Origin of the sequence: Desulfovibrio cuneatus DSM 11391 (assembly GCF_000430005.1) — a bacterium.
Classification (GTDB): Bacteria; Desulfobacterota; Desulfovibrionia; order Desulfovibrionales; family Desulfovibrionaceae; genus Frigididesulfovibrio; species Frigididesulfovibrio cuneatus.
In genome coordinates this window covers 199,543-225,799 of sequence record NZ_KE387017.1, presented here as the reverse complement: position 1 = coordinate 225,799, position 26,257 = coordinate 199,543, and the positions used below count along the sequence as shown (strand labels likewise).

The 26,257-nt window shown below is 55.6% G+C and carries 21 protein-coding genes; 12 read left to right on the top strand and 9 right to left on the bottom strand.

The genetic code is table 11. The features are described from left to right. Positions 1-13: 13 nt before the first annotated feature. The 6 genes from G497_RS20715 to G497_RS0113600 all read left to right on the top strand — a co-directional run bounded on the left by G497_RS20715 (position 14) and on the right by G497_RS0113600 (position 7,777). Complete coding sequence (locus G497_RS20715; protein ID WP_051258146.1) at positions 14-634, top strand: acyltransferase; 621 nt, start codon at positions 14-16, stop codon at positions 632-634. A 184-nt stretch (positions 635-818) separates the two neighbouring features. Then, positions 819-1,730, top strand: a complete 912-nt coding sequence (locus G497_RS0113625) for a phosphoglycerate dehydrogenase (protein WP_027188557.1) — start codon at positions 819-821, stop codon at positions 1,728-1,730. Positions 1,731-2,199: 469 nt separating this feature from the next. Beyond that, entirely contained in the window at positions 2,200-3,729 is a 1,530-nt protein-coding gene (locus G497_RS0113620; RefSeq protein ID WP_027188556.1) for a KAP family P-loop NTPase fold protein, read from the top strand. Further along, a complete protein-coding gene (locus tag G497_RS0113615; protein ID WP_027188555.1) occupies positions 3,726-4,340 on the top strand; it encodes a LysE family translocator in 615 nt (204 codons plus the stop codon). Before G497_RS0113620 ends, G497_RS0113615 begins: the two co-directional genes overlap by 4 nt. A gap of 691 nt (positions 4,341-5,031) precedes the next feature. Then, positions 5,032-7,086 (top strand): excinuclease ABC subunit UvrC, encoded by a 2,055-nt coding sequence (gene uvrC / locus G497_RS0113605; protein WP_027188553.1) that lies wholly within the window; start codon positions 5,032-5,034, stop codon positions 7,084-7,086. Between the two features lies 1 nt (position 7,087). Next, a complete protein-coding gene (locus G497_RS0113600) occupies positions 7,088-7,777 on the top strand; it encodes an HAD family hydrolase (protein WP_027188552.1) in 690 nt (229 codons plus the stop codon). A gap of 367 nt (positions 7,778-8,144) precedes the next feature. Here the strand turns inward: G497_RS0113600 and malQ are convergent, their stop codons facing one another. The 6 genes from malQ to G497_RS0113570 all read right to left on the bottom strand — a co-directional run bounded on the left by malQ (position 8,145) and on the right by G497_RS0113570 (position 15,904). Then, positions 8,145-9,665, bottom strand: a complete 1,521-nt coding sequence (gene malQ, locus G497_RS0113595) for a 4-alpha-glucanotransferase (RefSeq protein ID WP_027188551.1) — start codon at positions 9,663-9,665, stop codon at positions 8,145-8,147. Between the two features lie 57 nt (positions 9,666-9,722). Next, the gene (gene sppA, locus G497_RS0113590; RefSeq protein ID WP_051258145.1) at positions 9,723-10,895 is read right to left on the bottom strand and encodes a signal peptide peptidase SppA; all 1,173 of its coding nucleotides are present in this window, start codon (positions 10,893-10,895) and stop codon (positions 9,723-9,725) included. 235 nt (positions 10,896-11,130) lie between these two features. Next, positions 11,131-12,300: a phosphoglycerate kinase gene (locus tag G497_RS0113585; RefSeq protein WP_027188549.1), complete on the bottom strand. Its 1,170-nt coding sequence runs from the start codon at positions 12,298-12,300 to the stop codon at positions 11,131-11,133. A gap of 133 nt (positions 12,301-12,433) precedes the next feature. Further along, positions 12,434-13,477 carry a threonine aldolase family protein gene (locus G497_RS0113580; RefSeq protein WP_027188548.1) on the bottom strand — a complete coding sequence of 348 codons (1,044 nt, stop codon included), beginning with the start codon at positions 13,475-13,477 and terminating at the stop codon, positions 12,434-12,436. 327 nt (positions 13,478-13,804) lie between these two features. Beyond that, a complete protein-coding gene (locus G497_RS0113575) occupies positions 13,805-15,007 on the bottom strand; it encodes a glycosyltransferase family 4 protein (RefSeq protein ID WP_245576397.1) in 1,203 nt (400 codons plus the stop codon). Positions 15,008-15,229: 222 nt separating this feature from the next. Continuing rightward, complete coding sequence (locus G497_RS0113570) at positions 15,230-15,904, bottom strand: hypothetical protein (RefSeq protein ID WP_027188546.1); 675 nt, start codon at positions 15,902-15,904, stop codon at positions 15,230-15,232. A 410-nt stretch (positions 15,905-16,314) separates the two neighbouring features. On the opposite strand from G497_RS0113570, the gene G497_RS0113560 reads away from it, so the two are divergent. From G497_RS0113560 to G497_RS0113530, 6 genes are all read left to right on the top strand, one after another. Then, on the top strand, positions 16,315-17,271 hold the full coding sequence (locus G497_RS0113560; RefSeq protein ID WP_245576396.1) for a PhoH family protein: 957 nt from the start codon (positions 16,315-16,317) through the stop codon (positions 17,269-17,271). A gap of 13 nt (positions 17,272-17,284) precedes the next feature. After that, positions 17,285-19,501, top strand: coding sequence for an HD family phosphohydrolase (locus tag G497_RS18340; RefSeq protein ID WP_051258144.1), 2,217 nt, complete (start codon positions 17,285-17,287; stop codon positions 19,499-19,501). 41 nt (positions 19,502-19,542) lie between these two features. Beyond that, on the top strand, positions 19,543-19,992 hold the full coding sequence (ybeY, locus tag G497_RS18335; RefSeq protein WP_084516328.1) for an rRNA maturation RNase YbeY: 450 nt from the start codon (positions 19,543-19,545) through the stop codon (positions 19,990-19,992). A 90-nt stretch (positions 19,993-20,082) separates the two neighbouring features. After that, positions 20,083-21,237 (top strand): toxic anion resistance protein, encoded by a 1,155-nt coding sequence (locus G497_RS0113545; protein ID WP_084516315.1) that lies wholly within the window; start codon positions 20,083-20,085, stop codon positions 21,235-21,237. A 319-nt stretch (positions 21,238-21,556) separates the two neighbouring features. Then, positions 21,557-22,801 carry a hypothetical protein gene (locus G497_RS0113535; RefSeq protein ID WP_027188543.1) on the top strand — a complete coding sequence of 415 codons (1,245 nt, stop codon included), beginning with the start codon at positions 21,557-21,559 and terminating at the stop codon, positions 22,799-22,801. A gap of 9 nt (positions 22,802-22,810) precedes the next feature. Continuing rightward, positions 22,811-23,536, top strand: a complete 726-nt coding sequence (locus G497_RS0113530; RefSeq protein WP_027188542.1) for a class I SAM-dependent methyltransferase — start codon at positions 22,811-22,813, stop codon at positions 23,534-23,536. A 73-nt stretch (positions 23,537-23,609) separates the two neighbouring features. On the opposite strand, the gene G497_RS0113525 is transcribed toward G497_RS0113530, so the two are convergent. The 3 genes from G497_RS0113525 to nadD form a co-directional block, all read right to left on the bottom strand. Then, entirely contained in the window at positions 23,610-23,957 is a 348-nt protein-coding gene (locus tag G497_RS0113525) for a DsrE family protein (protein WP_027188541.1), read from the bottom strand. A gap of 270 nt (positions 23,958-24,227) precedes the next feature. Beyond that, positions 24,228-25,043 (bottom strand): tetratricopeptide repeat protein, encoded by an 816-nt coding sequence (locus G497_RS0113520; RefSeq protein ID WP_027188540.1) that lies wholly within the window; start codon positions 25,041-25,043, stop codon positions 24,228-24,230. Positions 25,044-25,512: 469 nt separating this feature from the next. Beyond that, on the bottom strand, positions 25,513-26,211 hold the full coding sequence (nadD, locus tag G497_RS18330) for a nicotinate (nicotinamide) nucleotide adenylyltransferase (protein ID WP_051258142.1): 699 nt from the start codon (positions 26,209-26,211) through the stop codon (positions 25,513-25,515). Between the last annotated feature and the right edge of the window lie 46 nt (positions 26,212-26,257).

Sequence of the window (26,257 nt, the reverse complement as noted above, 5' to 3'; positions counted from 1 at the left end):
ACTTGAAGCCCTTGTGGTTCCCTCCCCCGCAAACAACACCCCCATTATTATGACTACAAAAGAACGCATTAACCTCCAGTTTGAAGAACTTTGGCGCGGCCTGTGGGGCTGGATTCCGGGCGGACCGGGCACTGGTACCCGGCGTTTGCTCTATTCCCCCCTGTTTGGCCGGGCAGGCAAGGGCCTGCGCACAGGAATAGGCGTTGTGGTGCAGGGCTTTCGCAACATCCGCATAGGCAACAATGTGGGGCTGAACCGCCTTTCCTCGTTGTATGCCGCGCGGGGCACCATTACTTTGGGCAACAACGTGTTTCTGGGAGATTTTTCCTCCATCAACGCCAACGACGCCACCGTAACCATTGGCAATAATGTGGCCATTGGCCCCATGACCCTTATTCAGGGGGCCAACCACGCCATGGACAGGCTCGATATTCCCATTGTGCAGCAGGGGCATATTCCCGCCACTGTAACCATTGAAGACGATGTGTGGATAGCCGCACACTGCACCATTCTGCCCGGCGTGCACATTGCCAGCGGGGCTGTCATAGGGGCCGGGGCCGTGGTAACCAAGGATGTTCCCCAAAATGCCGTGGTGGGGGGGATTCCGGCCAAGATATTGCGGTTTCGCGAATAACAAACCTAATTCCAAAGAATAACTTTTTTAAAACCGTATTGGAAACGCTCAGTTTTTCGTTTGGCAAGACACGAGTCTTTTTTAAGGTGGGTGCTGGGCTCTTTGGCCCTGCCCCGCCGCAAAAAAGGCGAGTAACGCAGCCAAACGGAATAACTCAGCGTTTCGCCCAATAAAGGATTGTACTATGAAAGTAGCCATAACCACCTCCAGCTTCGCCCAATTCAGTGAAGAACCCCTGCGCCTGCTGGCGGAAAAAGGCCTTACCCCGGTGCTGAACCCGCACGGCCGGGCGCTGACAGAAGATGAAGCCATTGCCGTGCTGCAAGGCTGTGTTGCCGTTGCCGCTGGCACAGAGCCACTCACCGAGCGTGTGTTCGCCAGCCTGCCGGAACTGAAAGTCGTTTCCCGCTGCGGCGTGGGTATGGACAGCGTAGACCAGGAAGCCGCCAAGGCCCGAGGCATTGCCGTGCGCTGCACGCCAGATGGCCCCACAAGAGCCGTGGTGGAACTGACCCTTGGCTACGCCCTGGATTTGATGCGCCAAGTCACCCGCATGGATGCTGAAATGCGCCAAGGCGTATGGAAAAAGCGCATGGGCAACCTGCTGTTTGGTAAAACCGTGGGCATTATCGGCTTTGGGCGCATTGGCCGTGCCGTGGGGCAAGCCTTTGCCCACATGGGTGCCAAGCCGGAATGGTACGACCCGTTCAGCACCGGGGAAAGCACGTTCCCCCGTCATGATACTATGCAAAGCTTGCTGGCCAGTGCCGATATTGTGACATTGCACTGCTCCAAACCCAAAGACGGCAAACCCGTGCTGGACGCTGCCGCCATTGCGGCCATGAAGCCCGGTGCATGGGTGATAAACGCCGCACGCGGCGGGCTGATTGATGAAGAAGCGCTGTATACAGCATTGAAAGAAGGCAAACTTTCTGGCGCGGCGTTGGACGTATATGCTAAGGAGCCGTACACAGGGGGATTGTGTGCATTGCCCAATGTGGTGCTGACCCCGCATATTGGGTCTTACGCAAAAGAGGCGAGGATTCAGATGGAGATTGATACCATTAAGAATTTGATAGAGGCGTTGGGGGTTTAGAGAGAGGGAGGGAGAGGGAGGGAGAGGGATAGAGAGAGATAGTGCGGCGCAAGCGCCACACCATTCCTCTTTTCTCTTCATTCATCCGCTCCGCTTGGGTTAGGGAGCCCTCGTGCGGCTCCCTAACAACCCTACACGCTTGGGGCTCTGCCCCAAGACCCCGTTTAGGTTACGGCCCACGCTTAGGATATTTGTTCTGCTAACTCGAAGACTCGTACGCGAACAAATATAACCGCGCGGGGAGGCCACCGTGCTAGGCATGAGTAATGGGCAGTTATCGGTTACTTGCTCTCAATAAAAACTCTGCCACACAAAGTAATTGCTACAAAGTCGGCAATCAGAACAAAAACAACCGCACCCTGCATGAGTGGGCGGGCGCAGCAAAGCGCACATTGGGTAGGGGAAACTCAAAGAATTACCTGTAAGGTGCGGCTACCGCCGCAAAGAATCCTATATAAAGGGCCGCACTATGTCAGACACTCCCGATAATTCCAATAAACTGGTACGATTTGATACGTCTAACATAAAAGAGAAGAGTGACCCTTGGGCTGACAACCTTGTACCTGACAGGGAAATTCTTGCAAAAACACTCACCCAGAAGTTTCAGACCTCTGGCGGCCCCTACGTGCTTTCCATTTCCTCCGGCTGGGGAACAGGTAAAAGCGACTTTCTGGAACGCTGGCAGCACTGGCTGCACAATGAGCCGGGAAAACCGCAAGGACTTTGCTTCCGGTTCAATGCCTGGGAATATGACTACACCCAAGACCCTTTTCTGGCTTTTGCTACGGCGCTGCAAGCGTTTATTAAAGAGAATCCAACAACACTTGCAGCAGAACTTAAAGCTAAAGCTAAAACATTATTTGGTCTTCTTGCCAAAGTGGGCATTCGCAAAGGCATGCCCATACTACGCCGCCTTGCCAGTGCTATGGCAAACACAGCGGCACAGCAACAAGGAGCAGACGAGACAACAGCAGAATTTTTCGGCACTGTCACGGATGAATCACTGAAAGCCTTTGAAGAAAAAGCCGAAGAATGGCTTGCAGAAGACAAAATCAACCGTGAAGCCATAAAAATTGCAATGCAAAAATTTGGAGAAGCGGTTCAAGAAGCCTACAAGATGCCCCTTATCATCATGGTGGATGAACTCGACCGCTGCAAGCCAAGCTTTGCAGTGGCTGTGCTGGAAACCATAAAACACCTTTTTTGTGTAAAAAATACGGTGTTTGTGCTTGCCATAGAGCCTACACAAATTGCCAACTGTATTGCCAAAACGTATGGGCTAAATAGAGCCGGAGCCAGAGCCTACCTGCATAAATTCATCGACATGGACATTCACCTGCCTGCAATAGACAAGCATTCGTTTATTTGCCAGAAATTTGAGGAACCGCAGTTTACATTGGGAATTGACCAAAAAATCGATGATGAGTTAGCAACGTACTCATTATATCTTCCCGGCTGGATTGCAGCAATAACATATGAAATCCTTCCCTCGTGTCGTGAAGCACTCCAGGTCATGAATCAAGTGTCTGTTTTGTCCCATCGGAAAGATATGGATTTTGTCTCTCTCTTGGCGTGTGCTAGAGCCATGAGCTATCGGGCAGAAAAAAACTGTTCTATTTCACAAGCGGTAGAGAATGCCTTGATTCCCGATTCTTATTCTCCGTTAAATCCCTCTCAACATTTTTTCCCGTCAAACGCTAATTTACAATATAATAATATTTTCTCTGCCTTAATACAGGGAAAAAACTCCTCTGGACAAAGCTCACTCCGTGACACTTTTTTAGAACTACACACAACTACACAAGCAAATAACTCTTGCTTGATGCGCAATGGGAAAAGTTTTTGTCTCCTTATCATAAACACTGAACAATCTCGCCTTAATGAAAGACCAGAATACCAATGGATTGCAAATAACAAGTATGGAACCCTCTGGCGCAAGCAGCTTGAAGAGTTCATCAATTTTGTGGAGCCGAGCAAAGAAGAAGGCCCCCCCCAATGATTGAAAACCTGCCCCTATTCCTCACTGCGGCGTTGGTGTTAAACGTTTCGCCAGGGCCTGACCATGTGTACATTCTTGGGCGCACTCTGGCCCAGGGGCAGCGGGCCGGGTTTATTTCAAGCCTTGGTGTGTGCACGGGCGCGTTGGTGCATGTTTTGGCTGCGGCATTCGGGTTTGCCGCCATTGTGCAAAGTTCTCCCGTTGCCTATGCTCTGCTCCAGTATGGCGGAGCCGCCTATCTTGGTTGGCTGGGTATTCAGGTTTTTCGCACGCCTGCCTTGCAGTTGAGCGAACCCGCCGCCACGCCCATGTCCCTTGCTGGCCTGTTCAAGCAAGGGGTGCTGGTGGACGTGCTCAACCCCAAGGTGGCGTTATTTTTTCTGGCGTTCTTGCCGCAATTTGTGTCGCACAATGCCCCCAGCCGAACCACCACCTTTATTGCCCTTGGCACAGTGGTTATTCTTATTGCCATTATATGGGAAGCCCTGCTGGTGCTGTTTGCTGACAAAATTCTGGGCCATTTTTTACGCCACTCCCGCGCCGCCACCTTCCTTAATCAAGCCATGGGTGTTATCTTTATTCTTCTGGCTGTGCGCCTTGTTTTGGTGTAAGGCCAAGCAAGGGCAAGACCCATTATAGTACTCTGTTCTTCTCAACCAACCTTTGGCGCAAGCAGCTTGAAAAGTTCATCAACTTTGTGGAGCCGAGCAAGGAAGAAGGCACCGCGCCATAACCCTTCCCCCCAAGCCACCACAGCCCCAAGGAATCTCTGCGTTCCCACCTGCTGCCATGCGGATTTGCCCGCGCACTCACTCATGCGCAGTGCAGTATTCTCTGTAGCACTCCCCGGCAACAAAGCAATTGACTTGTAGGACGATGCCCTTATAACAAGTAGAGTATTGATACATGCCCCCTCGCCCATGCTGGGCGTGGTGCACTTACCGCGCGAATATATTTGTGCAGCGTACGAGTCTTCGAGTGAGCGGAACAAATCTACTGAGCGCGGGTCGAAGCCTAGCGGGGTCACGGGGTGCAACCCCGTGTGCGAGGGGTTGTGGGGCGCCGCACATCGGGCCCCCTATGGAAACACGGATTTTTTCCGTTTTGCGGCGTTGCTTGCATTTTTGCAACGGGGGCAGGGCCGAAGAGCCCAGCCCGCCCTTGCAAAAATACATCGCGCCTTGCTAAACGAAAAAAACTTCGTGTTTCCAGCCCTTAGCGGAGCGGCAAACAAAACTAGAAATAACAGGCTGACGCGGCGGCACGCCGCACTACTCTCCAGCACTCCCACCAAAAAACTCCATGGAAAAACCCGACCTCTCACTCTACCCCGACACCCCTGGCGTATACTTATACAAAGACGCCAGCGGCAAAATTATCTACGTGGGCAAGGCACGCCGCCTGCGCCGCCGCCTTGCGTCGTACTTTCGGCCCGAAGCCGCCCTGCCTTCCAAAACCCGCGCCATGCTGCACTTAGCCCGCAGCCTGGACATTCTTAACACCGCCACGGAAAAAGAAGCCCTGCTGCTGGAATCCAGCCTTATTAAAAAGCACCGCCCGCGCTACAACATTGTGCTGCGCGACGACAAAGCCTACCTGCTATTCCGCATCAGCCACCGCCACCCCTACCCGCGGGTGGAGGTTATCCGCCACACCTCCCGTAAGCGCGAACGCGGCGACACCGTGTACGGCCCCTTTTCTTCCGGTACTGCCGCGCGGGAAACCTGGAAGCTTATTCACCGCTTTTTCCCCCTGCGCCGCTGCCGCGACACGGCCTTTAAAAACCGCACCCGGCCCTGCCTGTACCATTCCATAGGGCAGTGCCTTGGCCCCTGCACGCTGCCTGTGCCGCGCGAAGAATACAACGCCATGCTGCACAAGGTGGGGCTGTTTCTTTCCGGGCGCTCGCGTGAACTGCTGGAACGCTTACATGCGGATATGAGCGCTGCGGCAGAAGCCATGCACTATGAAGAAGCAGCCCTGTTCCGCGACCAGATAAAGGCCATTGAAAACACGGTGGAGCGCCAAAGCGTGGTGCTGGCCCCCGGCACAGAGCTTGACCTTATTGGCGTGGCCCAAACCCCGGAAGGCCTGGCCCTTGGGGTGGTGTTTGTGCGCGACGGCCTGCTCATAGACGGCAGTTCCTTTTTCTGGCCTGCCCTGAGCATGGAAGACACGCCGGAACTGCTCTATAGCTTTCTGTGCCAGTTTTACCTTACGGGCGCTGCCCCCACCCCGCCCCGCATTGTGCTGCCATGGCTGCCCAAGGCAGTAACAGGCCAAACGGGCCAAACGGGCCAGCTACAACCACTGGACTTAGAATCCAGCGGCCAGTCTATAGCCACTCAACACACTAAGGCAAAAGCAGAGAAACCTGTTGAAGACGCGCCCTCTGCGCCAGAATCGGCCTTTCCCCCGGCAGCCACCCCCACCATTGATGCGGGCGACCTGCTGGCAGACTGGGAAGAGCGCTTTACCGACCTGCAACTGGCCCTGGCAGAAGCCAAAGGCAGTGCCGTAACCCTGGCCATGCCTCGCAATACCCATGAAGACCGCCTTGCCGCCCTGGCTGCCACCAACGCCCGTGAAGCGGTAAAAACCAAAAAGTCGCCGGAACTGGCAGGGGCCCTGGCCGGGCGCCTGCACAGCCCGCGCCCGGTGCGCCGCATTGAAATGGTAGATATTTCCCACACCAGCGGGCAACAAACCCGTGCGGGCATGGTGGTGTTTATTGATGAAGAACCGTGCAAAAGCGACTACCGCGTGTACAGCCTGGACGACAACCTGACCGAGGCCGGGGCCGAAGCAGGGGACGATTACGCCGCCCTGGCTGCCTGGGCCACCCGCCGGGCACGGGCAGGGGCACCTTGGGCCGACCTTGTGCTGGTAGATGGCGGCAAAGGCCAGCTTGCCGCTGTGGAGCGGGCCTTTAAAGAAGCCGGAGTGCTGGAAGAATTTGTGCTGGCCTCCATTGCCAAGGCCCGCACGGAAGAAGGCAAGCAAGACAGGCGGGCAGGCAACACCAGCGACCGCATTTTTCTTGCCGGGCGCAGCAACCCTGTGAACATGCCCCCCGGCTGCCCGGAACTGCTCTACCTGCAACGGGTGCGCGACGCTGCCCACGACTTTGTTATAGGCCGCCATCGCCAGGCCCGTGCCGCTGCCACGTTGGCGGGGGAACTCACCCGCCTGCCCGGTGTTGGCCCGCACCTGGCCAAGGAGCTGTTCCAGCACTTTGGCTCATTACCCGCCATGGCAAAAGCCACTGAACAAGAACTACGTAACGTGCCCGGCGTGGGCAAGGCCAAGGCTGCTTTGCTGCATGAACGCCTGGGGCTGTTGCTGCACAAGGAATAATGTGACACCACATACCCCAAACACCCAGCCCATAAAAGCCGTTGTGTTCGACTTTGATGGCACCCTTGCTGTGCCCACCCTGGACTTTGGCCTGATGCGCCAGCGGGTGGAGCTGGCCCTGGTTCCGTTCATAAGCCCAGCGCACGGGGCTGCGGCAGGGGCAAGCCCCACGCCTTTGCCAGCCCTGGAACATATTGAAAAGGTGTGTGCAGCCCTGCCCCCCACGGCTGCCAAAACCGCCCGCGCCGCTGCCATGCAGGCCATTGAAGATGTGGAAGTGGAAGCAGCCGTACGCTCCCGCCTGTTTCCCGCCACTGTGCCCATGCTGGTCACATTGCGTGCTAACGGCATTGCTGCCGGGGTTATTACCCGCAACTGCCGCAACGCTGTGCTTACGGTGTTCCCGGCTATTCACCTGTATACAGGCTGCCTGCTTACCCGGCACGATGTGCCCAACGTAAAACCCCACCCCGGCCACCTGCTGCACGCCCTGAAGCGACTTGGCGTTGCACCGGAATACGCCCTGATGGTGGGGGACCACCCCATGGATATTATTACCGGGAAAAACGCAGGCACCCGCACCGCAGGGCTCAGCACAGGGGAAGCCCCCTATGAACGCCTGCACCAGGAAAACCCCACCTTCCTGGCCCATGGGCTGGATGAATTATTACAGCACATAGTGAAACGCTGATTTATTCCGTTTGGCGGTATTCCTTCACTTTCCTCCGCGCCCTCGGCGGGGTATATGCTTCGCCGGCACAGCCGCCTGCGCCCCAGCTTGTCGCTCCACGGTTCGCTACGCTCGCCACTGCCGTCAACCATAAGGCCCCGCAGGGGGGCTGTGCTTGGGCGGGGCGTTGGTGAAAAGATAGAATTTTTTGTGCAGACAAGGCGGCGGTGAATTTTTCAAGCGGGCTGACCTCAAGGTCTGCCCCGAAGGAAAATGCGCCGCCAACGCAGTATGCGCGAAAAAGACTAGTTTTACCAACGTGCCACGCCCAAAACCAAAAACAAAGCAGGCATACAGATAGTAGTACTACTCTACCGTATACTCAACCTTACCCCAGCCTGCCGAACAAGGCGGCTAAGTCTTTCAGGTACATAAAGCGGTGGGGCTGTGCCTCTTCCCCGCGCATGCGCCACCCCCAGTTGCCTTCCGTGGTGCCAGGTGTGTTCATGCGCCCTTCTGCCCCAAGCCCCAGCACGTCCTGGGCAGGCACAACAACCAGGTCTGCCACACTGCCAAAGGCCAGGCGCAGCAGCACATCAATAACGTTGTGCTCGGTAATGTCACGCCCGGTATAGCGGGCCAAGGCCGCCTTTTCCCCTTCCCCAGCCATAAAAAACCATTGCCGGGTGGTGGCGTTGTCGTGGGTACCTGTATACACCACACTACGCCGGGGGTAGCAAAAAGGTACATTGGGGTTGTGTACCAAATTCTCCCCCCCAAACCCAAACTGCAACACCCGCATACCCGGCAAATTCCAGGTGTGCATCAGGTCCTTCACGTCCTGGGTGATAATACCCAAATCTTCCGCCACCAGGGGCAGCCCCCCTAAATGGTCGTGCATGGCCTGCAAAAAGGCCTGCCCCGGTGCCTGCCGCCATTGCCCCAGTTGGCCCGTTGCTTCCGTTGCCGGAATAGCCCAATAGCCGCAAAACCCGCGAAAATGGTCAAGGCGTACCCTGTCTGTAAACAAGAGCGCATGAGAAAGCCGCTTTTTCCACCAGTCAAACCCTGTGGTTTCCAGCCTATCCCAACGGTATAAGGGGTTGCCCCAACGCTGACCTGTTTCACTAAAATAATCTGGCGGCACCCCGGCAACCTCCACGGGGTTGCCCTGGTCGTCCAATACAAACAAATTGGGGTTGGCCCATACATCGGCACTGTCGTGGGTCACGTAAATGGGAACATCCCCCAGCAAGGCAATGCCCAGCCCCGCACAATGGGCGCGCAACTGCTGCCACTGGGCGAAAAAAAGATATTGTATGAATTTTATGCGTTCCAGCGCCCGCCAGCTACGCGCATCAAATGCGGCCAGTGCTTCTGGCTGGCGCTGGGCCAGGGGCTTTGGCCAATGCACCCAGGCCGCGCCGCCCTGTTCTGCCTTTATGCACTCAAACCGGGCATACTCATGCAGCCACCAGGCATGCTCCGCACAAAACCGGGCATAGCCTTCATGTTCCGCCAAGCGGTGAACATTTTTTTCAAACACCAATGAATACAAATGGTCGCGGTAAGCATGCACCTGAGGAAAGTTCACCCGTTCCTCCAGCCCAAAGCATTTCGCATCTTCCAGGCAGCCCAGGGCTGCACTTAGGTCACCCTTGGCAAGCCACCCCTGCTGCACTAACAGTTCAGGGCTTATAAACAAGGGGTTGCCCGCAAAGGCGGAAGGGCTGGCATAGGGGGAATTGCCCAAGGAAGGGGTAGTGGGGTTCAGGGGCAACACTTGCCACAGCTTTGCCCCACACTGGTGCAAAAGGCAGGCAAACCGGAATGCTTCTGGCCCCAAATCCCCAATGCCAAAGGCAGAGGGGAGTGAGGAAATGTGTAAAAGAACACCCAAGGAACGCATGCTTTACCTCCTGAACAATAAAAACGGCGCATGTTTTTGACCATGCGCCGCTCGTTGTTATCTGTACCAAAAACGTGGTTGTTCCAGTTCTGTTTGTTGCTCCATGCCTATACGAAGCACCGAACCCACCATGTCGTCCAGCCATCGTTCTTTTTTGGGCGGGCCTTCCAGCAGGCGTAATTCCCCAGTCGCGGGCAAGCCGCTTAGCTCCCGCAGGCGGCTGCGGGCTTCCGTCATATCACCCAGGGTGTCCACCAGCTTGTAGGCATGGGCCTGCCTGCCTGTCATGGCGCGTCCGTCTGCCAAGGTACGCACCTGTTCCAGGGGAATACGCCGGTTTTCCGCCACCGTGGCAATAAACTGCTCGTGCATGTCGCCAATAAGCTGCCGGAAATAAGCCTCTTCTTCTTCCGTCATGGGGCGGGTGGTAGAGCCAGCCCCCTTCAACGCCCCAGTGGCCAGAGTTTTGTTGGAAATACCCAGCATGCTCATAAGGCCTTCAAAATTGGGCACTTCCATAATAACACCAATACTGGCCGTAAGTGTGGAAGGGGAAGCGAATACCTCATGCCCGGCAAGGGCCAGGTAATAACCACCAGAAGCCGCCATGGCCCCCATGGAAACCACCACCGGCTTCTTTGTGGCAGCTCGCTTCAACGCGGCATACATTTCCTGCGAAGGGCCAACAGCCCCACCAGGGGAATTCACGCGCACAAGAATACCGTGTACGTTTTTGTCCTTCACCAGGGTATCAATCCAGTTCACTGTGGCGTCTGAAGATAAAATAACCCCTTCAATGTTCACCACACCCAGCATGGGCCCCTGCATACGGGCCATGTAGTCTTGCAGCTTACCCGCATTGGCAAACAGCACCACCAGCAAAAGAACACCACCCCAGAATAAAAACGGGTGGCGCTTGCGCCAGGAAGGTTTGGGCAACACAACACCTGCCGCCAGTAATGGGCAGCCCATGTTCGTGGAAGCAGGCCCGGTGGCATTCCTTGCGGTGCAAGGCTGCGCCTGGGCAGGCCGCTTTGGGCGCAACAGGTGCCGCCCGGCGCGGGGCTGGGTGCCTTTGCCTTGGGGGTCTTTGGGCTTGTCGTCCTTGGGCCAGGCAACGCCTTGCGTATTTTGACTCAGCGTCGCGGCCCCTGCTCCAGCTTTGTCGCCGGAACCCGCCGGGGCAGAACCAGCTGCGGCAGGGGTGGTGGGTGGGGTGTTAGTATCCATAGTGCCTCATTGAGCCGGGAAACGCTAATTTATTCCGTTTGGCGGCGTTACTTCGCTTATTTTGAAACAGTCGAGGACAGAAGAGTTGACTCGGCCCGTCCTGGGCCTCGCCCTTCGGCTCCCGCCTTTCAGGCGGTTCCCAATTCCGCTTTCCTGCGGAATTGTCACTCCTGCTTCAAAATAAGCTCGTGCCTTGCCAAACAAAATAACTGAGCGTTTCCCAAATACAAGTTGTTCAGCGTTTCTCCAGCACTGCCACAGCAGGCAGCACCTTCCCTTCCAAAAACTCCAGAAACGCCCCGCCCCCGGTGGAAAGGTAGGAAATCTGATCAGAAACACCATACTTTTCCACAGCTGCCAGGGTGTCGCCCCCCCCTGCAATGGAAAAAGCGCTACTGCCAGCCACGGAATGGCACAAGGCTTCTGTGCCCTTAGAAAACGCCGCCACTTCAAACGCGCCCACAGGCCCGTTCCAGATAATGGTTTTGGCCTTGCGAATAAGCGTATCGTACAGGGCTGCGGTTTCTGGCCCAATGTCCAGAATCATGTCTTCTGCAGTCACATCTGCCACTTTTTTAATGGTAGCAGGGCTAGTTTCGGAAAATTCCGTGCCCACCACCACGTCCACAGGCAGGGGAATGGCACTGCCACGGGCAGTGGCTGCTTCCATAAGCCTGCGGGCTTCTTCCACAAGTTCTGGTTCAAACAGAGAGCGGCCCACTTCAAACCCGGCGGCCTTCAAAAAGTTGTTGGCAATACCGCCGCCCACAATAAGCTGGTCTACCTTTTTGGTCAGGCTTTCCAGCACAGTAAGCTTGGTGGAAACCTTGGAGCCGCCAATAATGGCAAGCAGGGGGTGCTGGGCATTTTCAAAGGAACGCTGCAACGCTTCCAGTTCAGCCGCCAGCAGGGGGCCAGCGCAGGCCACAGGGGCAAAGCGGGCCACAGCACTGGTGGAAGCCTGGGCCCGGTGGGCTGTGGCAAAGGCGTCCATGACAAACACATCGCACAGGGCGGCGTATTGCTTGCCAAGGGTTGCATCATCTTTCTTTTCCCCCTTGTTAAAGCGCACGTTTTCGCACAGCACCACTTCGCCTTCGGCCACGGTAAGGCCTTGCAGGTAGTCTTTGGCAAAACGCACCGGGGAACCTAAAAGTTCGGCAAGGCGCACGGCCACAGGGGCCAGGGAATTTTCTTCGCTATATTCACCTTCCACAGGCCTGCCCAGGTGGGAAAGCAGCATAACACGGGCACCAGCATCACGCGCTGCCCGAATGGTGGGCAGGGCAGCCAGCAGGCGGGCGTCGCTTTTTACACGCCCTTCTTTTACGGGCACGTTCAGGTCTTCGCGAATAAGAACGCGCTTTCCACGCAAATCCAGTGCAGACATACGCAATATGGACATAGTAGCACTCTCCTTATGGGGAATGAGGGAAACACCTGCATTACTTGAGGTCATTGCACAATAAAATTATTGCACTTTCCTTGTGGAGGCTGTCCCCCAATAAAAGTCAATAAAATTCATTGTGCAATACTCTCTACTTACAAAGTGCAATGGCCTTGGCAAAGGCCAGCACTTCTTCCTTGGTTGTATCAAAGGCGGTAAGAAAACGCGCCATGGCCCACCCGGCCGGGAAGCCGGGGCCGTCTTCTTCATCAAAGATATAGAAGTAGTAGTCTTTGGCCAGGCGTTCCAGGCTTGCTTTGGGCATACGCACAAACAGGGCGTTACCCTCTACCGGGAAGGCAAAGCGCACATGGTCCAGCGTGCCAAGTTCCTGGGCAAGCAGGGCTGCCGTGCTGTTAGCCGCCTGGGCGTTGGTACGCCACAGGTCGTTTTCCAAGTAGGCCAAAAATTGGGCCGCAATATAGCGCATTTTGGAGGTAAGCTGCATGTGCTGCTTGCGCAGGTAATGGAACTCTTGCCCCAGTTCCGGGTTAAAGAAAATAACGGCTTCCCCCATGAGCAAACCATTTTTGGTGCCGCCAAAGGAGAGCACATCAACCCCCACGTCTGCGGTTATGGCTTTCAGGGAAACATTCAGGGCCGCAGCCGCGTTGGCAAGGCGGGCTCCATCCATATGGAAATACAGCTTGTTTTCCCGGCAGAAGCGGCCTATTTCCTGCAATTCCGCAATGGTATAAATGGTGCCGCTTTCCGTTTGCTGGGTAATGCTGAGTACCTTGGGGTACGAATGGTGCACCGCTTCACGCATAGAAAGACGGGCCCGGCAAGTTTCAAGGCATATCTTGCCGTTGACGGAAGGGGTGGTGATGATCTTGCAGCCGATTATGGCTTCCGGGGCACCGCATTCATCTACATGAATATGGGAAGAATCCGAGCACAAAATAGCCTGGTGCGACTGCAACATGCTTTTCAGCCCCAGCACGTTGGCAGCAGTGCCCAACATGACAAAAGAAGGACGGGCCGTTTCCCCAAACGTTTGTTGCAAAGCGGCAAGGGCTTTTTCAGTCCACTCGTCCTGCCCATAAGGCTTGGCAGACCCGTGGTTGGCCCGCTCCATGGCCTGCATTACCGCAGGGTGCGCTGCGGAAATATTATCACTGGCAAAAGATTTCATAGCAATGCAATAGCTCCTTTCAACGGCTTGTGGTTGCCTCAACGCATTGAACACAACGGCACAAGGAGAAATGTTGGTTTGCCTGGCGGTTGGCTTATGCCATGCAGTGCGCCTGCCGGGCTAGTTCCCCAGTACGGGTAACAGCCCCTAAGGATGCAGGGTGCGCTGGCAGAAAGCCAATTGACCGTGAAGCATGGATCATTAACGAAATGAATTTAGCGCTCTCCGAAACCAAAGGCAAGCGAAAGCGCATAAATCACATTGCCTGAGGACTAAAATATACATACAGCCGCCAAAATGACGGCTGTATGTGAACGTTACAGAACCCTACACTTTTCGGTGCTGCATGGCACCAGCATACGCCTCAAGAGTTTGCCGCACAAAGTCACTTTCCGAAAGGGTTGCCACCCGCTTCAACCCTTCCTCCCGCAACCGGGCCACAAATGCGGAATCGGCTATGGCCTGCTCCAGCAAATGGGTCAGGCCCACATGGTCGGCAGGGGGGCTGAGCGCCCAGGGCGGCAATAAATCAGGCATAACGCCCACCCGGCAGGCCAAAAGGGGCACACCACAGCTCATAATTTCAAAGGCTGCCCTGGCAATGGTTTCCGACCCTTGTGAGGGGGCAACGCCAATGTCCATGGCGCTTATGCACGCCGCCACATCAGGCCGCTTGCCGGTAATAACCACCCGGCCTTCAAGGCCAGCCTCCCGGCTCCATTCCAGCACTTTTGCTTCACTGATAAGGGAAGGGAAGCCCGCCAGCAGCACGCGCACATCAGGCACAGGAGCACCTTGCGGCAGGGAAAAGCGCCGGGCAAGGGCGGCCCCTGTGGCAAACAGCAACTCCCGCACGCCCTTTACCGGGTCAAAGCGCCCCAAAAAACCAAGCACGCACTGCTGCGGGGTAAAGCCAAACTCGCTGCGCACCCGTTCACGCCCCTCGGCATCAAAGCGGAACACATTGGTGTCGCCCCCGCCCAGTACAAGGTCTACCATGGTGTTTTCGCAGTGCAGGGCGTGGGTCAGGTCAAAGGCAGTGGCTGAATTGGTGGCAATGTGCCTGTCGCACCACCGGGTATACAGCAGGCGGTTTACCACTCCCCCCTTGGGGGGGCGCTGGTCACCGCGGGTACGTACCAGGGCAAAAGGAAATGAACGCCGCAGCAAACACCATAAAAAAAAGTTTTCCCCCCTGTGGCAGTTCACCACATGGGGTGCAAAATTACGTACAATCCCTGCCAGGGCTTCATGCAGGCGGGCAAGCCCTACAGGTGTTTTGGCGTTCAAATCAAGGGGCACGGGGCAAAGCCCCCATTCCTGCGCTTTGGCAAATGAAGCAGTACCCGGCAGGCCCAGCACAAGCACCTCATGCCCGGCTTCTTTCATAAGCCGGGAAAGAAACAGGGCGTACCATGCCGTGGCATTAAACCAGCGCACGTTCACCACTTGAATTATTCGCAATGGGGCGTTCATGGGCCACTCATGCCATTTATCAGCTAAAAAAGCAACGCCAGGGGAAAAGCTCATTCTTTCCGTTTGGCTACGTCATACCCTAAAGCCGACGGCAGTCGCGAGCGTAGCGAGCCGTGGAGCGAGGGCGGAGGGTGCGGGCAGCTTTGCTGCCCCGCACATCTCCACGAAGCCCGAGCGGATAAAGGAAACGCTCGCGCCTTGCCAAACGAAATATCTGAGCGTTTCCCAAGTGCCATTACATCGGCCGTTTCCCAACCCTGCATGGCATGAAAGCGGCTACACCGTATAATTAAGCCCGGTAAAATAATTGGCCGTGCCATCCTGCCCGAACCCGGCAGTAAGGGAACTGTAGCTGGCAAAGGAATTCAGGGCGTCACCAAAAAAGGTTTCAATGGCCGTGGTCTGAATTTGGGTTTTCAGGTCCTTCAGTTCCCCCCACTGCTGGGCCATGGGGTTTTGCCTGGCCTTGTCGTAGTTGGCAAGGGCCTGAATATAGCCAAAGGTTTCACCCACTTTGGTGTTTTCCTGCAAATAGTCTTCAATAACGCCTTTGGCGGCAGGGTCCGTGCACGTCACCTGAATAGTCCCTTCCGGCGACTGGGTTATGCTAAATTTCGTTTCCTTGGAAACGCCCAGCTTCATCACATCCAGGCGCACCTTTATTGCAAAGGATTCTTCCAGATCTTTTTGGTACTGGCGCACTTTTGCTCCGGTAATAGGGGGCGGCACAGAGTCCGACATTTCTTCCAAAGCCCTGTGCAGGGCTGCCTGCCCAATTTCACGCGTGTAGGCTTTGCTGGACTTGCCCTGCACTTTGTTCTGGGCAGCTTCAAGCTGGGCGCGTGCCTTAGCCAGTGAATCTTGCCCTGGGGCATTGGCACTGTCGGCAAGGGGGGTATAGGCGTCAAGCAGCGCATACGGGGTCTGAGTTATACCGTTAACGGGTGACATAGCATTCTCCTTCAAACAGCCCACGCCTGCTCCCACAGCAAACCTGGGCAATAAAAGTGAACCACCAGCCAAAGCAACACTCCGTACGGAAAACCGTATACGCTGCCAAGGGGGGCAGCCATTTGCACCTGGTGGAAATGGATGAGCGCAGGGAAAACGCCTGAGAGCACTCGGAATGTAAAAAACTATGCATACACTGTGCCAACTAGCAAAATAGTATGCATAGTTAATTCGTTAATGAGTATTTTGCAAAATAGCTATGGACGCACAGCATATTTGGCATTATCATGCCAGCCTCACACAGTAACAGAAGGGCTAAACAGCCCATGGCACCCACACTTTGTGTCAAAATTTTGTTACACTGCACCCGGCTTGCCCAGGAGTAACTAATAGATACCACCGAAAACACCTTGCAGTTTGATGAAGCCCCCCTGGCGAATCAACTGTTCGGCCCACAAAACAGCCATATTTCCCTTTTGGCAGAGCTTTCAGGCTTGGAGCTTGCAACCACAGGCACCACCCTTGTGTTGCGGGGTGAAGAAGACGCCCTGCAAACAGCCAAAAACCTGCTGCTGCAACTGTATGCCCTTGCCAAAAGCGGGGCCACGTTTTCCCCGCAAGACATACGCCACGCCTGGGGTGCCTTGCGGCGCGCACCGGGAACAGACATAAAAAAAGTCTTCCTGGAGTCGGTGTTTATTGCCTCGCCCCGCAAAACCATTGCCCCAAAAACCCTTAGCCAGCGGCTTTATGTAGACGCGGTGCGTAACCACGACCTGACCATTGCGGAAGGCCCGGCAGGCACAGGCAAAACCTACCTTGCCGTGGCCATTGGCCTTTCCATGCTGGTGGCTAAACGGGTGCGCCGCATTGTGCTTACGCGCCCGGCAGTGGAAGCGGGGGAGCGCCTTGGCTTCCTGCCCGGCGACATGGCCCAGAAAGTGAACCCCTATTTACGCCCCCTGTACGACGCCCTGCACGACATGCTGGACTTTGACCGGGTAACGGAAATGATGGAAACGGGCGTTATTGAAATTGCCCCCCTGGCGTTTATGCGGGGCCGCACCTTAAGCAACGCCTTTATTATTCTGGATGAAGCCCAAAACACCACGGTGGAACAAATGAAAATGTTTGTTACCCGCCTTGGCTACGGTTCACGCGCTGTTATTACTGGCGACACAACCCAAATTGACCTGCCTGAAAATGGCAGAAAAACACATTCCGGCCTTGTGCAAATTCTTGACGTTTTGAACAATGTGGAAGGGGTAGCCCAGGTTCGTTTCCACCATGAAGATGTTATCCGTCACCCTTTGGTTGGCCGCATAATCCACGCCTATGAGCAGTACGAAAAGTCCCATACCCGATAAGGCACCCTCCCCCATGCAGCTTGTGTGGCGGCGTGTTTTTACACGCCTGCCAGACAGGGGCTATGCCTTTTTGCTGCTGGTTGTTGTGGCCCTTTCTGCCCTTGGCAGCATTAACTTTTCCGCCCCTTCCAGCGTTATTCTGGCAGGGGAAATTGCCCCGCGCGACGTGGTGGCAGAACAAAGCTTTCTGTTTGAAGACAAAGCCGCCACTGCCGCACGCAAAAAAGCCCTGCGCCAAAGCCACCCGCTTATTTGCGACCAAATTGTGGCACCGGAAGAATTATTCCACAGGGAAGTACGCCAGCTCTTTATTGATATCAATAAAGCAGCTACCGAAGAAGACAGGCAGGCCTTGCGCCAGCACCTGTTGGAAACCCTCAATGAAGACATTCCCATGGAAAGCATAACCGCCCTGGCAGAGCCACGGGTGCAAGACCTGTTTTTAAACCGGGTTATGCCGAACATTGAACAGCAACTGCGTGAAGGCGTGCTGCCAGACATGCGCATGGTGCTGCCCTATAAAGAGGGTGGCCTCATTATTCGCTCCATCACCAGCGGTGAAGAACGCGTGCTGCAAGACGTATATTCTGTGCCCGACTTAAAGGCACTGGAACTTTCCATTAGCCGGGCCATTAAGGAACTGCCTGTTCCCAACCCTGCCAAAAAGCTGTTTGCCCTGGCTGTTTCGCGCTATTTGCGCCCCACCATTGCCCCCAACTATGACATTACCAACAAGAGCATTGAGCAACTGGAACAAAGCAGTGAACCGGTTATGCACCTTGTGCAACGCGGGGAACTGATTATTCGCCAAGGGCAAAAGGTTACCAGAGAACAGCAAATTAAAATGCAGGCCCTGCTGAAAGAGCAGAAAAAACGGTTTGATACCCCGCGTTTTCTGGGCATTGCCATGTGCGGCACCCTGCTTTCCCTTGGGTTGTTGGTTTCCCCCTGCCGCCTGCAATTGCCCCCGGTTACCCGGCGCGACTTTATTTTTATTGGCGCAGTGCTCTTCTTTTTCTCCCTGTTGCCTTTGGCCATTATGGTGGTAAGCAACAAGCTCACCGCCGTTTCCCCTACCTTTACCCCTGAAAGCCTGGTGTATGCCGTGCCCACAGCAGGGGCCGCCGCCCTGTTTGCCCTGGTGCTCCCCATTCGCAGCCATATTCTGGCAGGCCTTATGCTGGCCTTTTTCTGCACTGTCATGAGCCAGGCCGGGGTGGGGCTGTTCATTTTCTACCTTCTGGGGGGGCTGCTCAACGCATCCCTCACCCTGCACACCTCCAGCCGGCGGGCCTTTGTGAAAAGCTTCGTGCCCCTTACCCTGGGCATGTTCACCCTGTGGCTGGCCACCACCCTGCTGGACGGGGGCAGTTCCAACCGCTTCTTAACAGAAGCGTTCTGCATTGGCATTGGTTCATTTTTCGCCATGACCCTGCTGTTTGCCCTGGCCCCCATTGCGGAATCGGTATTTGGTTACACCACCCGTTTCCGTCTTATGGAGCTTATGAACCTGGAGCAGCCCATTCTGCGTGAGCTGATGCTCAACGCACCGGGCACCTACCACCACTCCCTCATTGTGGCCAACATGGTGGAAGCTGCGGCAGAAGCCGTGGGGGCCAACAGCCTGCTGTGCAAAGTGGCGGCCCTATACCACGACATTGGTAAAATTGCCAAAGCCCAGTATTTTATTGAAAACCAATTTAACACCAGCAACCCCCACGACCGCCTCACCCCTTCCATGAGTGCCCTTATTCTTATTTCCCATACCAAGCAGGGAGAAGAACTTGGCATACAGCACAGGCTTGGCCCAGAAGTGACAGAAATTATCCGCCAGCACCACGGCAGCAGCGTTATTCGCTATTTTTACCAGAAAGCACTGGCCCTGAATGAAGCCATTCCCCCGGCAGAGGAAGATTTCCGCTACCCGGGGCCAAAGCCGCAAACAAAAGAAGCGGGCATTGTAATGCTGGCAGACGTCACAGAAGCTTCAAGCCGCGCCCTGCACGACCCCACCCACGGCAAACTGCGGGCGCACATTGATACCATGCTGAAAAAGGTATACGCCGAAGGCCAGTTGGATGAAACGGACCTGACCTTCCGTGATATTGATATCATTGGCGAAAACTTCCATAAAGTCTTGCGGGGCATGTTCCACCAGCGCATTGCCTACCCAAGCCAAAGTGGCAGCATGCCAGTGGCCACCCCGGCCACACCTGCACCAAAGGCATAGCCATGCAACCTGGGGTGCTTATTCATGCACAGCCAGGGGTTATGCACGCCATGCCCCTAAGTAACAAGGAAATTTCCCTTGTACTGCAAGCCATGGCAGGTGTGTTGCTACCCATGCAGCATTCCACGGCAGAGCCCCCCACTGCCGTGGAACTGCTGGTTCTTTCCGACGCAGCCATGGCCCGGCTTAACCACGAAGCCATGGGCCTGCCCGGCCCCACCAATGTGCTTTCCTTTCCCGCGGGCACGCCCCACTCCTTGCCGCCACAATCCACTGCCGCAACGCCTTTGCTGGGTTCCCTTGCCCTGGGGGTGCACACCCTGCGCCGGGAAGCGTTTTTATATGGGCAGCCCCTAGCAGAACACTGCCTGCACCTGCTGGCCCATGGCATGGCCCACCTGGCAGGTTTTGACCACGGCCCGGAAATGGACGAGTGCGCCGCAGCCCTGGAGCAGGCAGGGGCGTTTGCCCTTACCCCTGAGCTTGCTTGATCAGGCAGGGAATTTCAGCCTGTTATTGACTTCCTCACCCGCATAGCTACATTATATCCTTTACTCCCCATGCCACACCAAGGAGCTCTTATGTCTACCCTTGAGCCTGCCAATACACCTGCCCTGAACGAGACTCTGCCCGAAGCCCAGGCCCACACGCCTGAGATTGAAGCAAAGGTAGCCAGCCTTGCGGCTTCCATCAATTTTGCCGACCCTTCTCTTTCCATTACCTACGGTGCAGAAACCATGACAGAAATTGCCCGCTTTGCCGACGGCTTACTGGCAAAAGTGCGGGCCAAAGACGCAGGCCCCGTAGGGCAAACACTTTCCGGCCTTATGGCCCACCTAAACGACGTGGATGTGACCGCCCTGGCTGGGCATGAACCTGGCATGCTGGAACGCCTGCCGGTAATTGGTTCCCTTTTTTCCACAGCAGAACGCACCCTGGCCCGGTTTTCCACCCTGTCAGAGCAGGTAGACACCGTGGCTACCACCCTTGACGCCACCATGCAGGGGCTCATGGTAGATATTGAAGTGCTGGAGCAACTATACCAGCACAACAAGGCCTTTTATAACGACCTCACCCTGGCCATTGCCGCCGGCAAACAGCGCCTGGAAGAAGCCCGCACCCAGGAATTGCCCCGCCTGAAAGAAGAAGCCGAGAAAACGGGCGACACCATGCTGGCCCAACAGGTGCGCGACTTTGCCGAACGGGTGAACCGCTTTGAACGCCGCGTTCACGACCTGGAAATTTCCCGCACCGTGACTGTGCAAACAGCCCCCCAAATACGACTTATGCAAAGCAACAACCAGACTCTGGCGGAAAAAATTCAAACCAGCGTGCTCACCACCATTCCCATTTGGAAAAGCCAGATGGTACTGGCCCTTTCCCTGCACGGCCAGCGCGGGGCAGCCGCCCTGCAACGCAAAGTGGCAGACACCACCAATGAGCTCTTGCGCAAAAACTCCGCCATGCTGGAAGAAGCCACCATAAGCACCGCCCGTGAAGCGGAACGCCCGGTGGTAGATATGGAAACACTGCGCGAAACACACAAGCGACTCATTTCCAGCATTGAAGAAACACTGCGCATTTCCCAGGAAGGCAGCGAAAAACGCCACGCCGCAGAACAAGAACTGCAAGAGATGGAACGCACCCTGCGCGAGCGCCTCACCTCCCTGGCTGCCGCAAAAACTGAAGCCACCATTGCCATGGCCTCCGGCCCGCAGGACGCTATTACTAAATAGGGGGACGCTGTCCCCCTCCCCCCCTGCAAGGGGAATGATTCCCCTTGACCCCCATTTGCGTTCAGTTTTTCGCGTAGCGAAAAGCTGAACGCAAATGGGCGGTAGCCGAAGGCCGAGCCCCAGGAGGGGCCGAGTCAATCATGCCCTTTAAGCCGACGGCAGTCGCGAGCGTAGCGAGCCGTGGAGTGAGGGCGGAGGGTGCGGGCAGCTTTGCTGACCCGCACATCTCCACGAAGCCCGAGCGAAAAAATGTGGCGGATGGGGAGGCAGAGCCTCCCCAATGGATTTTCCCTTTATCATCTTGATACAGGAGTAACGTGTGAACCTTGAATGGCTTACCCGATTTATCAAGGGCGTGGGCATGCGCCTTGTGGTGCATACGGCTGCCCTGGTGGCTGCCGCCATTTTTTCTGCCAGCCAGCCGGAATCTGGTGGTGGTTCCTTCATGGGCGGGGTCAAAGTATTCCTCAGCAGTTATGTGGGGGTTGTGTGCCTTGTGCCACGGGGCATGGGTGCAGACCCGCGCTGGCTGTTCCCCGTGCTGGCAGGCATTGCCCAGGTAGGGGTAAGCCTTGCCCTTGGCCTGCCCCTGCCTTATGCCCTGCTGTGGGGCGGGTGCCAAACCTGGGTACAGCGCTTACTGCTATTCAAAGGAAAAATAGGGTGGGAATGGGCGGCTCTGCCCTGGCTACTCCTGTGCCTTATGGGCCAGAATACGCCCCTGGCCGGGCGGGCAGCCCTTGTGCTGGCAGCGGCGGGCGTTACCAGCTACCTCACCACACTTATTTACATAAAGCTGCGCAGCGCCCCCATTTACCGGGGCATGCTACAACGCTGCCTGAAAGAATTACACCACCTGACAGCCCAACGCCGCTACCCGGTTATGCTGGACAACGCCCTGAAAACACTGGTGGTGAATTGTGAAACTGCCCTCCAGTACAGGCTTGGCGCAGCACCGGAAGATGCCCCCCTTATTGTGCAGGTGGAAAGCATCACCCGCCGGGTAAGCCACACGGCCCGTCTGCCCAACCCGGAACAGTGGGACGAAAAAGGCCAACGGCTGCTAGACAGCATGGAAGATATTAACAGCCAGCTTACCAAGGTTATGGTGGGCAAAGCCCCCATTGGCAACACCAGCCCCCCCCTGGCAGGCACCATACAGGAAAAACGCCTTGTTCCTTACTGGGAAATGGCGGCAACACTGCTGCAAACACGCACCCGCCTTGCCCCGCGTGAACAGGTGCACGTAGACAGCATTCATGCCAGCATGCACAACATACTGGCTGTGCTGGAAAAAGATGCCAGCCAATTGGGCACCATGGAGCGCTTTATGCAACGCTATGGCACTGCGGCTGTGCGCGTAGCTGAAGAGTGCGCCCGCCTGCACACCGCCTCGGAAGTGGACACCGAAGCCTACGCCCTGGCCCAAAAAAGCCGTGAACTGCTGGGCCGCCTCAGCACAGCCTTTGCAGAAGAATACACCCGCCTCACCCGCCATGAAGCAGAGCTCTATTCCGCAGAGTTAAAAGTCCTGGAGAGGTTGCTTTCCATGCAGGGCCATTAGGGAAAGACCATGCAACCATTCAAGCCCTTCAACCCAGTACGGCATTTTGACGACTCCATGGCAACCCGCTATGAAAAGCGCATTCGCCTGTTCTGCCCAGGGTATAACGCCCTGCACAGCATGTTGCCCAGCCTGCTACAAAGCGCCACGCCGGAATTACCGCCCCAGGCGCGGTTTCTTTCTGTAGGGGCAGGCACAGGGGAGGAGGTAGTGACTCTGGGGGGGCTATTCCCTGGTTGGGAATTTCTGGCGGTGGACCTTTCCCCTGAAATGCTGGCCCTGGCCCAGAAAAAAGTAACTGCTGCCAGCATGGCGCAGCGCGTCACGTTTTTTCAGGGTTTTCTGCAAGAATGCACAACACCGCACCTGTATGATGCAGCGTCTTCTATTTTTGTGGCCCATTTCATTAAAGAACCCAAGGCCAGGCTGACCTACTTCCAAAATATTGCCCACCGCTTGAAGCCGGGTGCCCCCTTTGTGGTGGCAGACCTGTTCGGCACGCCGGGCACACCGCAGCACGAAGCATTGTTTGCGGCCTGGCATACGGGCTATTGCGCCCATGGCCTTGCCCCGGAGCAGATGCACAAAGACTTTTTGCATATGCAGAATGATGTGGCTTTTCTCCCGGAAGAAACCATACTGGCCCTGCTGGAAGACGCAGGCTTTACCGCCCCGGTGCGCTTTTACCAAACCCTGTTGTTTGGGGGCTGGTTAACGCATAAACGGGAAGTGTAGCCAAGGCAAACAACAGAAATGGGGAACCCCTGCACGCAGCGGTTCCCCATCAAGCATGAACAAGAGTACGGGGCTAGGGCTTAATATAGGCATAGCCCTTTTTTTGCAGGCGTACCAGTTCCACAATGCCCGCAGGCACCACCTGGCACCCGGCAAAAAGCTGTTCAGCCGCTGTGCCTGTAGCGGCAAGGGCATTCTGGCAGGCACGTACTTCCAACCCAAGGGCCAAGGCTGGTTGCAACTTTTCCAAAAGCGCGGCCTTTTCTGCCACCAATTCCTTCACCGCGGCTGAATTGACCACTAACACCATGTGGTAGGCCTGCCCTGGCAGGGCATTGGCGTAATTAATGGCGTTGTTCATTGCAACCGCCAGGGAACCGTCAATTTTGTCCACATGAAAAACCACAGTAAAATCGCTCATGACATGCTCCTTGCGTTGGTGATCATTGGCAAAAACAGGAAGGAAAAGACAGTATTACAGGCACTCGGGAAACGCTCAGTTATTTCGTTTGGCAAGGCGCGAGTTTTTTGGGAAGCAGGAGTGACCATTCCGCAGGAAAGCGGAATTGGGAACCGCCTGAAAGGCGGGAGCCGAAGGCCGAGGCCCAGGACGGGCCGAGTCAACTCTTCCGTCCTCGACTGTTTCTCAAAAAAGGAAGCAACGCCGCCAAACGGAATAAATGAGCGTTTCCTAAGAGAGCTTTTCAAAAATAGCCTTAGCCTCTGCATTGTTGGCGTCCAGCCCAAGGGCTGCCTGGGCCGCTTCAAAGGCCTTATCTTTTTTATTCCAGGCAAGGTAAAGCTTGGCAAGGTTGGTCAGGGTAACCGGGTGTTTCCCAAACGTCTTTATGGCCTTTACGTACACCGTTTCTGCGCTGCCAAACTCCCGCAGGGCAAGGTAGCATTTGGAGGCAAGGGCATAGGCCTTGCTGTCCCGTGGGAACTTTTCTATGGAGAGTTCCAGAAATTCAACGGCATCATAAAAAAGACCAGCTTCCAGAAGATGCCCCCCCACCAGCACATAAATGCCTTGCTCGTCGCCAAACTCATCTGCCAGGCGGCGCAGGGCTGCCTTGCCACGGGGCAGGTCTTTGGCCTTTAAGTAGGCTATGCCTTTGTCACGCAAGGTATTTTTACGCAGGTCACGTTCTTCCTGCTCTTTTTGTTCTTTCTGGTTGGCTGTTTCGGCAATGGCCTTGCGCAGTACAGGCAACAAAGCTTTGAGTTTTGCCTCGCCCCCCGGTGCATACGGAACAGTCGCCTTGGGCGACTTAGTCAGCGCTTCCAGTATTTTACGCACTGAAGGGTTTCGGTTCACTTCCTGCATACATTCCGTAATAAGCACTTCCACTTCAAAACGGGAACGCCCCATGAGCTTTGCTGGCTCATACGCGTCCAGGGCAAGAATAAGGGCGTCAAAACCACGCAGGACTTCATCACGCCGGAACAGCGCTTTCGCCCTTGCAATGTTTTGCGTTACGTCTTGTGGTACTACAAGGCTCCCCATATATCCTTCCCTAATCCTATCCGACTATTTTTTGTTCTTGTACAAACGTTTCACCAAAACAAGAGGCAAAAAGAGGTGATTGTTAAAACAAACGACACGCTACGCAAGGCAATTTTGCAAGCCAAATTGCTCTAATGCTTCCCGGCTTCTTAGCCGGACCGCATTCATCCTTCCCCATGTTCCGGGCTGTATGCTTCGTACGCATTGTGCCCCATAACCAGTTGTTGCAACGTATATAAAAGGCCGGGCCGTACAGGTCAACATAAACCCGCGCCGCCCACAAGAAAACCCCTTACAAAACTATATTTTGCGCGTTTTGGGAATAGCCTCAAAAAAGCACCGCGTAGCTGGTGTTTTGAAAACGCTCAGTTTTTCGTTTAACAAGGCCCGAGTTTTTTAGAGGGGGGGCCGGGCTCTTTGGCCCTGTCCCTCCAACAAAAAAACGAGTAACGCAGTGAAACGGAATACATCAGCGTTTCCTAGCCCGCGCTCCCCATGCCGCCACAGCAGCGGCCTCTTCCTGCTCCAGCATGGTTTGCACACAGGCAGGCACCAAATAGTCCAGCGGATTTCTGGCCCGCCAGTATTCCCGCACAAGGGAAGCACTAATGGCAAGTTCCGGCTGTTCCACAAAATACAGGTGCCCGCCCCCTGCGGCAAAGGCACATGCCACCCCTGGCGGCGGGGGGGCTGGGGTAGCTTCAGGCCACAGGCTGCATACATCCGCTGCAAACATGGCCTGTGTTCCGCCCCGGGGCAGCACAATAAAATCTGTCAGGGTCAGCAATTCCTGCCATCGTTTCCATATCGGCAATAATCGCAATTCCCCACTACCAAAAATGAAGCCAGGCCGGTTTTGTGTTTTTTCCCTGAGGGCGAGCAAGGTATCAAAGGTATACGAAGGGCCTTCCCGTTCCGCTTCAATGGTACTTACCTGCCAACGCGGCTGAAGGGCCACTGCCTGGGCCAGCATGGCATGGCGCAGGGCAAAGGGCAAAAGACCTTCCGCCCGCTTGTGCGGGGGGGAAGCACAAGGAATAAACACCACTTCTTTAGGACGCAAGGCACGTTCCACTTCAAACACCATGCGCAAGTGCCCCACATGCAGTGGGTTAAAACTGCCACCAAGCAGCATGGTTGTTGCTGAAAAAAAAGAAGCACAAGGCATGTCATTCATTCCTTAAAAACCTATGCCAGGGAAACGCTCATATGGC

Excerpts from the sequence above, each read along its gene's own strand:
- G497_RS0113625 (WP_027188557.1), top strand. The coding sequence starts at position 819 with ATGAAAGTAGCCATAACCACCTCCAGCTTCGCCCAATTCAGTGAAGAA.
- G497_RS0113620 (WP_027188556.1), top strand. The coding sequence starts at position 2,200 with ATGTCAGACACTCCCGATAATTCCAATAAACTGGTACGATTTGATACG.
- G497_RS0113615 (WP_027188555.1), top strand. The coding sequence starts at position 3,726 with ATGATTGAAAACCTGCCCCTATTCCTCACTGCGGCGTTGGTGTTAAAC.
- uvrC (WP_027188553.1), top strand. The coding sequence starts at position 5,032 with ATGGAAAAACCCGACCTCTCACTCTACCCCGACACCCCTGGCGTATAC.
- malQ (WP_027188551.1), bottom strand. The coding sequence starts at position 9,665 with ATGCGTTCCTTGGGTGTTCTTTTACACATTTCCTCACTCCCCTCTGCC.
- sppA (WP_051258145.1), bottom strand. The coding sequence starts at position 10,895 with ATGGATACTAACACCCCACCCACCACCCCTGCCGCAGCTGGTTCTGCC.
- G497_RS0113585 (WP_027188549.1), bottom strand. The coding sequence starts at position 12,300 with ATGTCCATATTGCGTATGTCTGCACTGGATTTGCGTGGAAAGCGCGTT.
- G497_RS0113580 (WP_027188548.1), bottom strand. The coding sequence starts at position 13,477 with ATGAAATCTTTTGCCAGTGATAATATTTCCGCAGCGCACCCTGCGGTA.
- G497_RS0113575 (WP_245576397.1), bottom strand. The coding sequence starts at position 15,007 with ATGAGCTTTTCCCCTGGCGTTGCTTTTTTAGCTGATAAATGGCATGAG.
- G497_RS0113570 (WP_027188546.1), bottom strand. The coding sequence starts at position 15,904 with ATGTCACCCGTTAACGGTATAACTCAGACCCCGTATGCGCTGCTTGAC.
- G497_RS18340 (WP_051258144.1), top strand. The coding sequence starts at position 17,285 with ATGCAGCTTGTGTGGCGGCGTGTTTTTACACGCCTGCCAGACAGGGGC.
- ybeY (WP_084516328.1), top strand. The coding sequence starts at position 19,543 with ATGCACGCCATGCCCCTAAGTAACAAGGAAATTTCCCTTGTACTGCAA.
- G497_RS0113545 (WP_084516315.1), top strand. The coding sequence starts at position 20,083 with ATGTCTACCCTTGAGCCTGCCAATACACCTGCCCTGAACGAGACTCTG.
- G497_RS0113530 (WP_027188542.1), top strand. The coding sequence starts at position 22,811 with ATGCAACCATTCAAGCCCTTCAACCCAGTACGGCATTTTGACGACTCC.
- G497_RS0113525 (WP_027188541.1), bottom strand. The coding sequence starts at position 23,957 with ATGAGCGATTTTACTGTGGTTTTTCATGTGGACAAAATTGACGGTTCC.
- G497_RS0113520 (WP_027188540.1), bottom strand. The coding sequence starts at position 25,043 with ATGGGGAGCCTTGTAGTACCACAAGACGTAACGCAAAACATTGCAAGG.
- nadD (WP_051258142.1), bottom strand. The coding sequence starts at position 26,211 with ATGCCTTGTGCTTCTTTTTTTTCAGCAACAACCATGCTGCTTGGTGGC.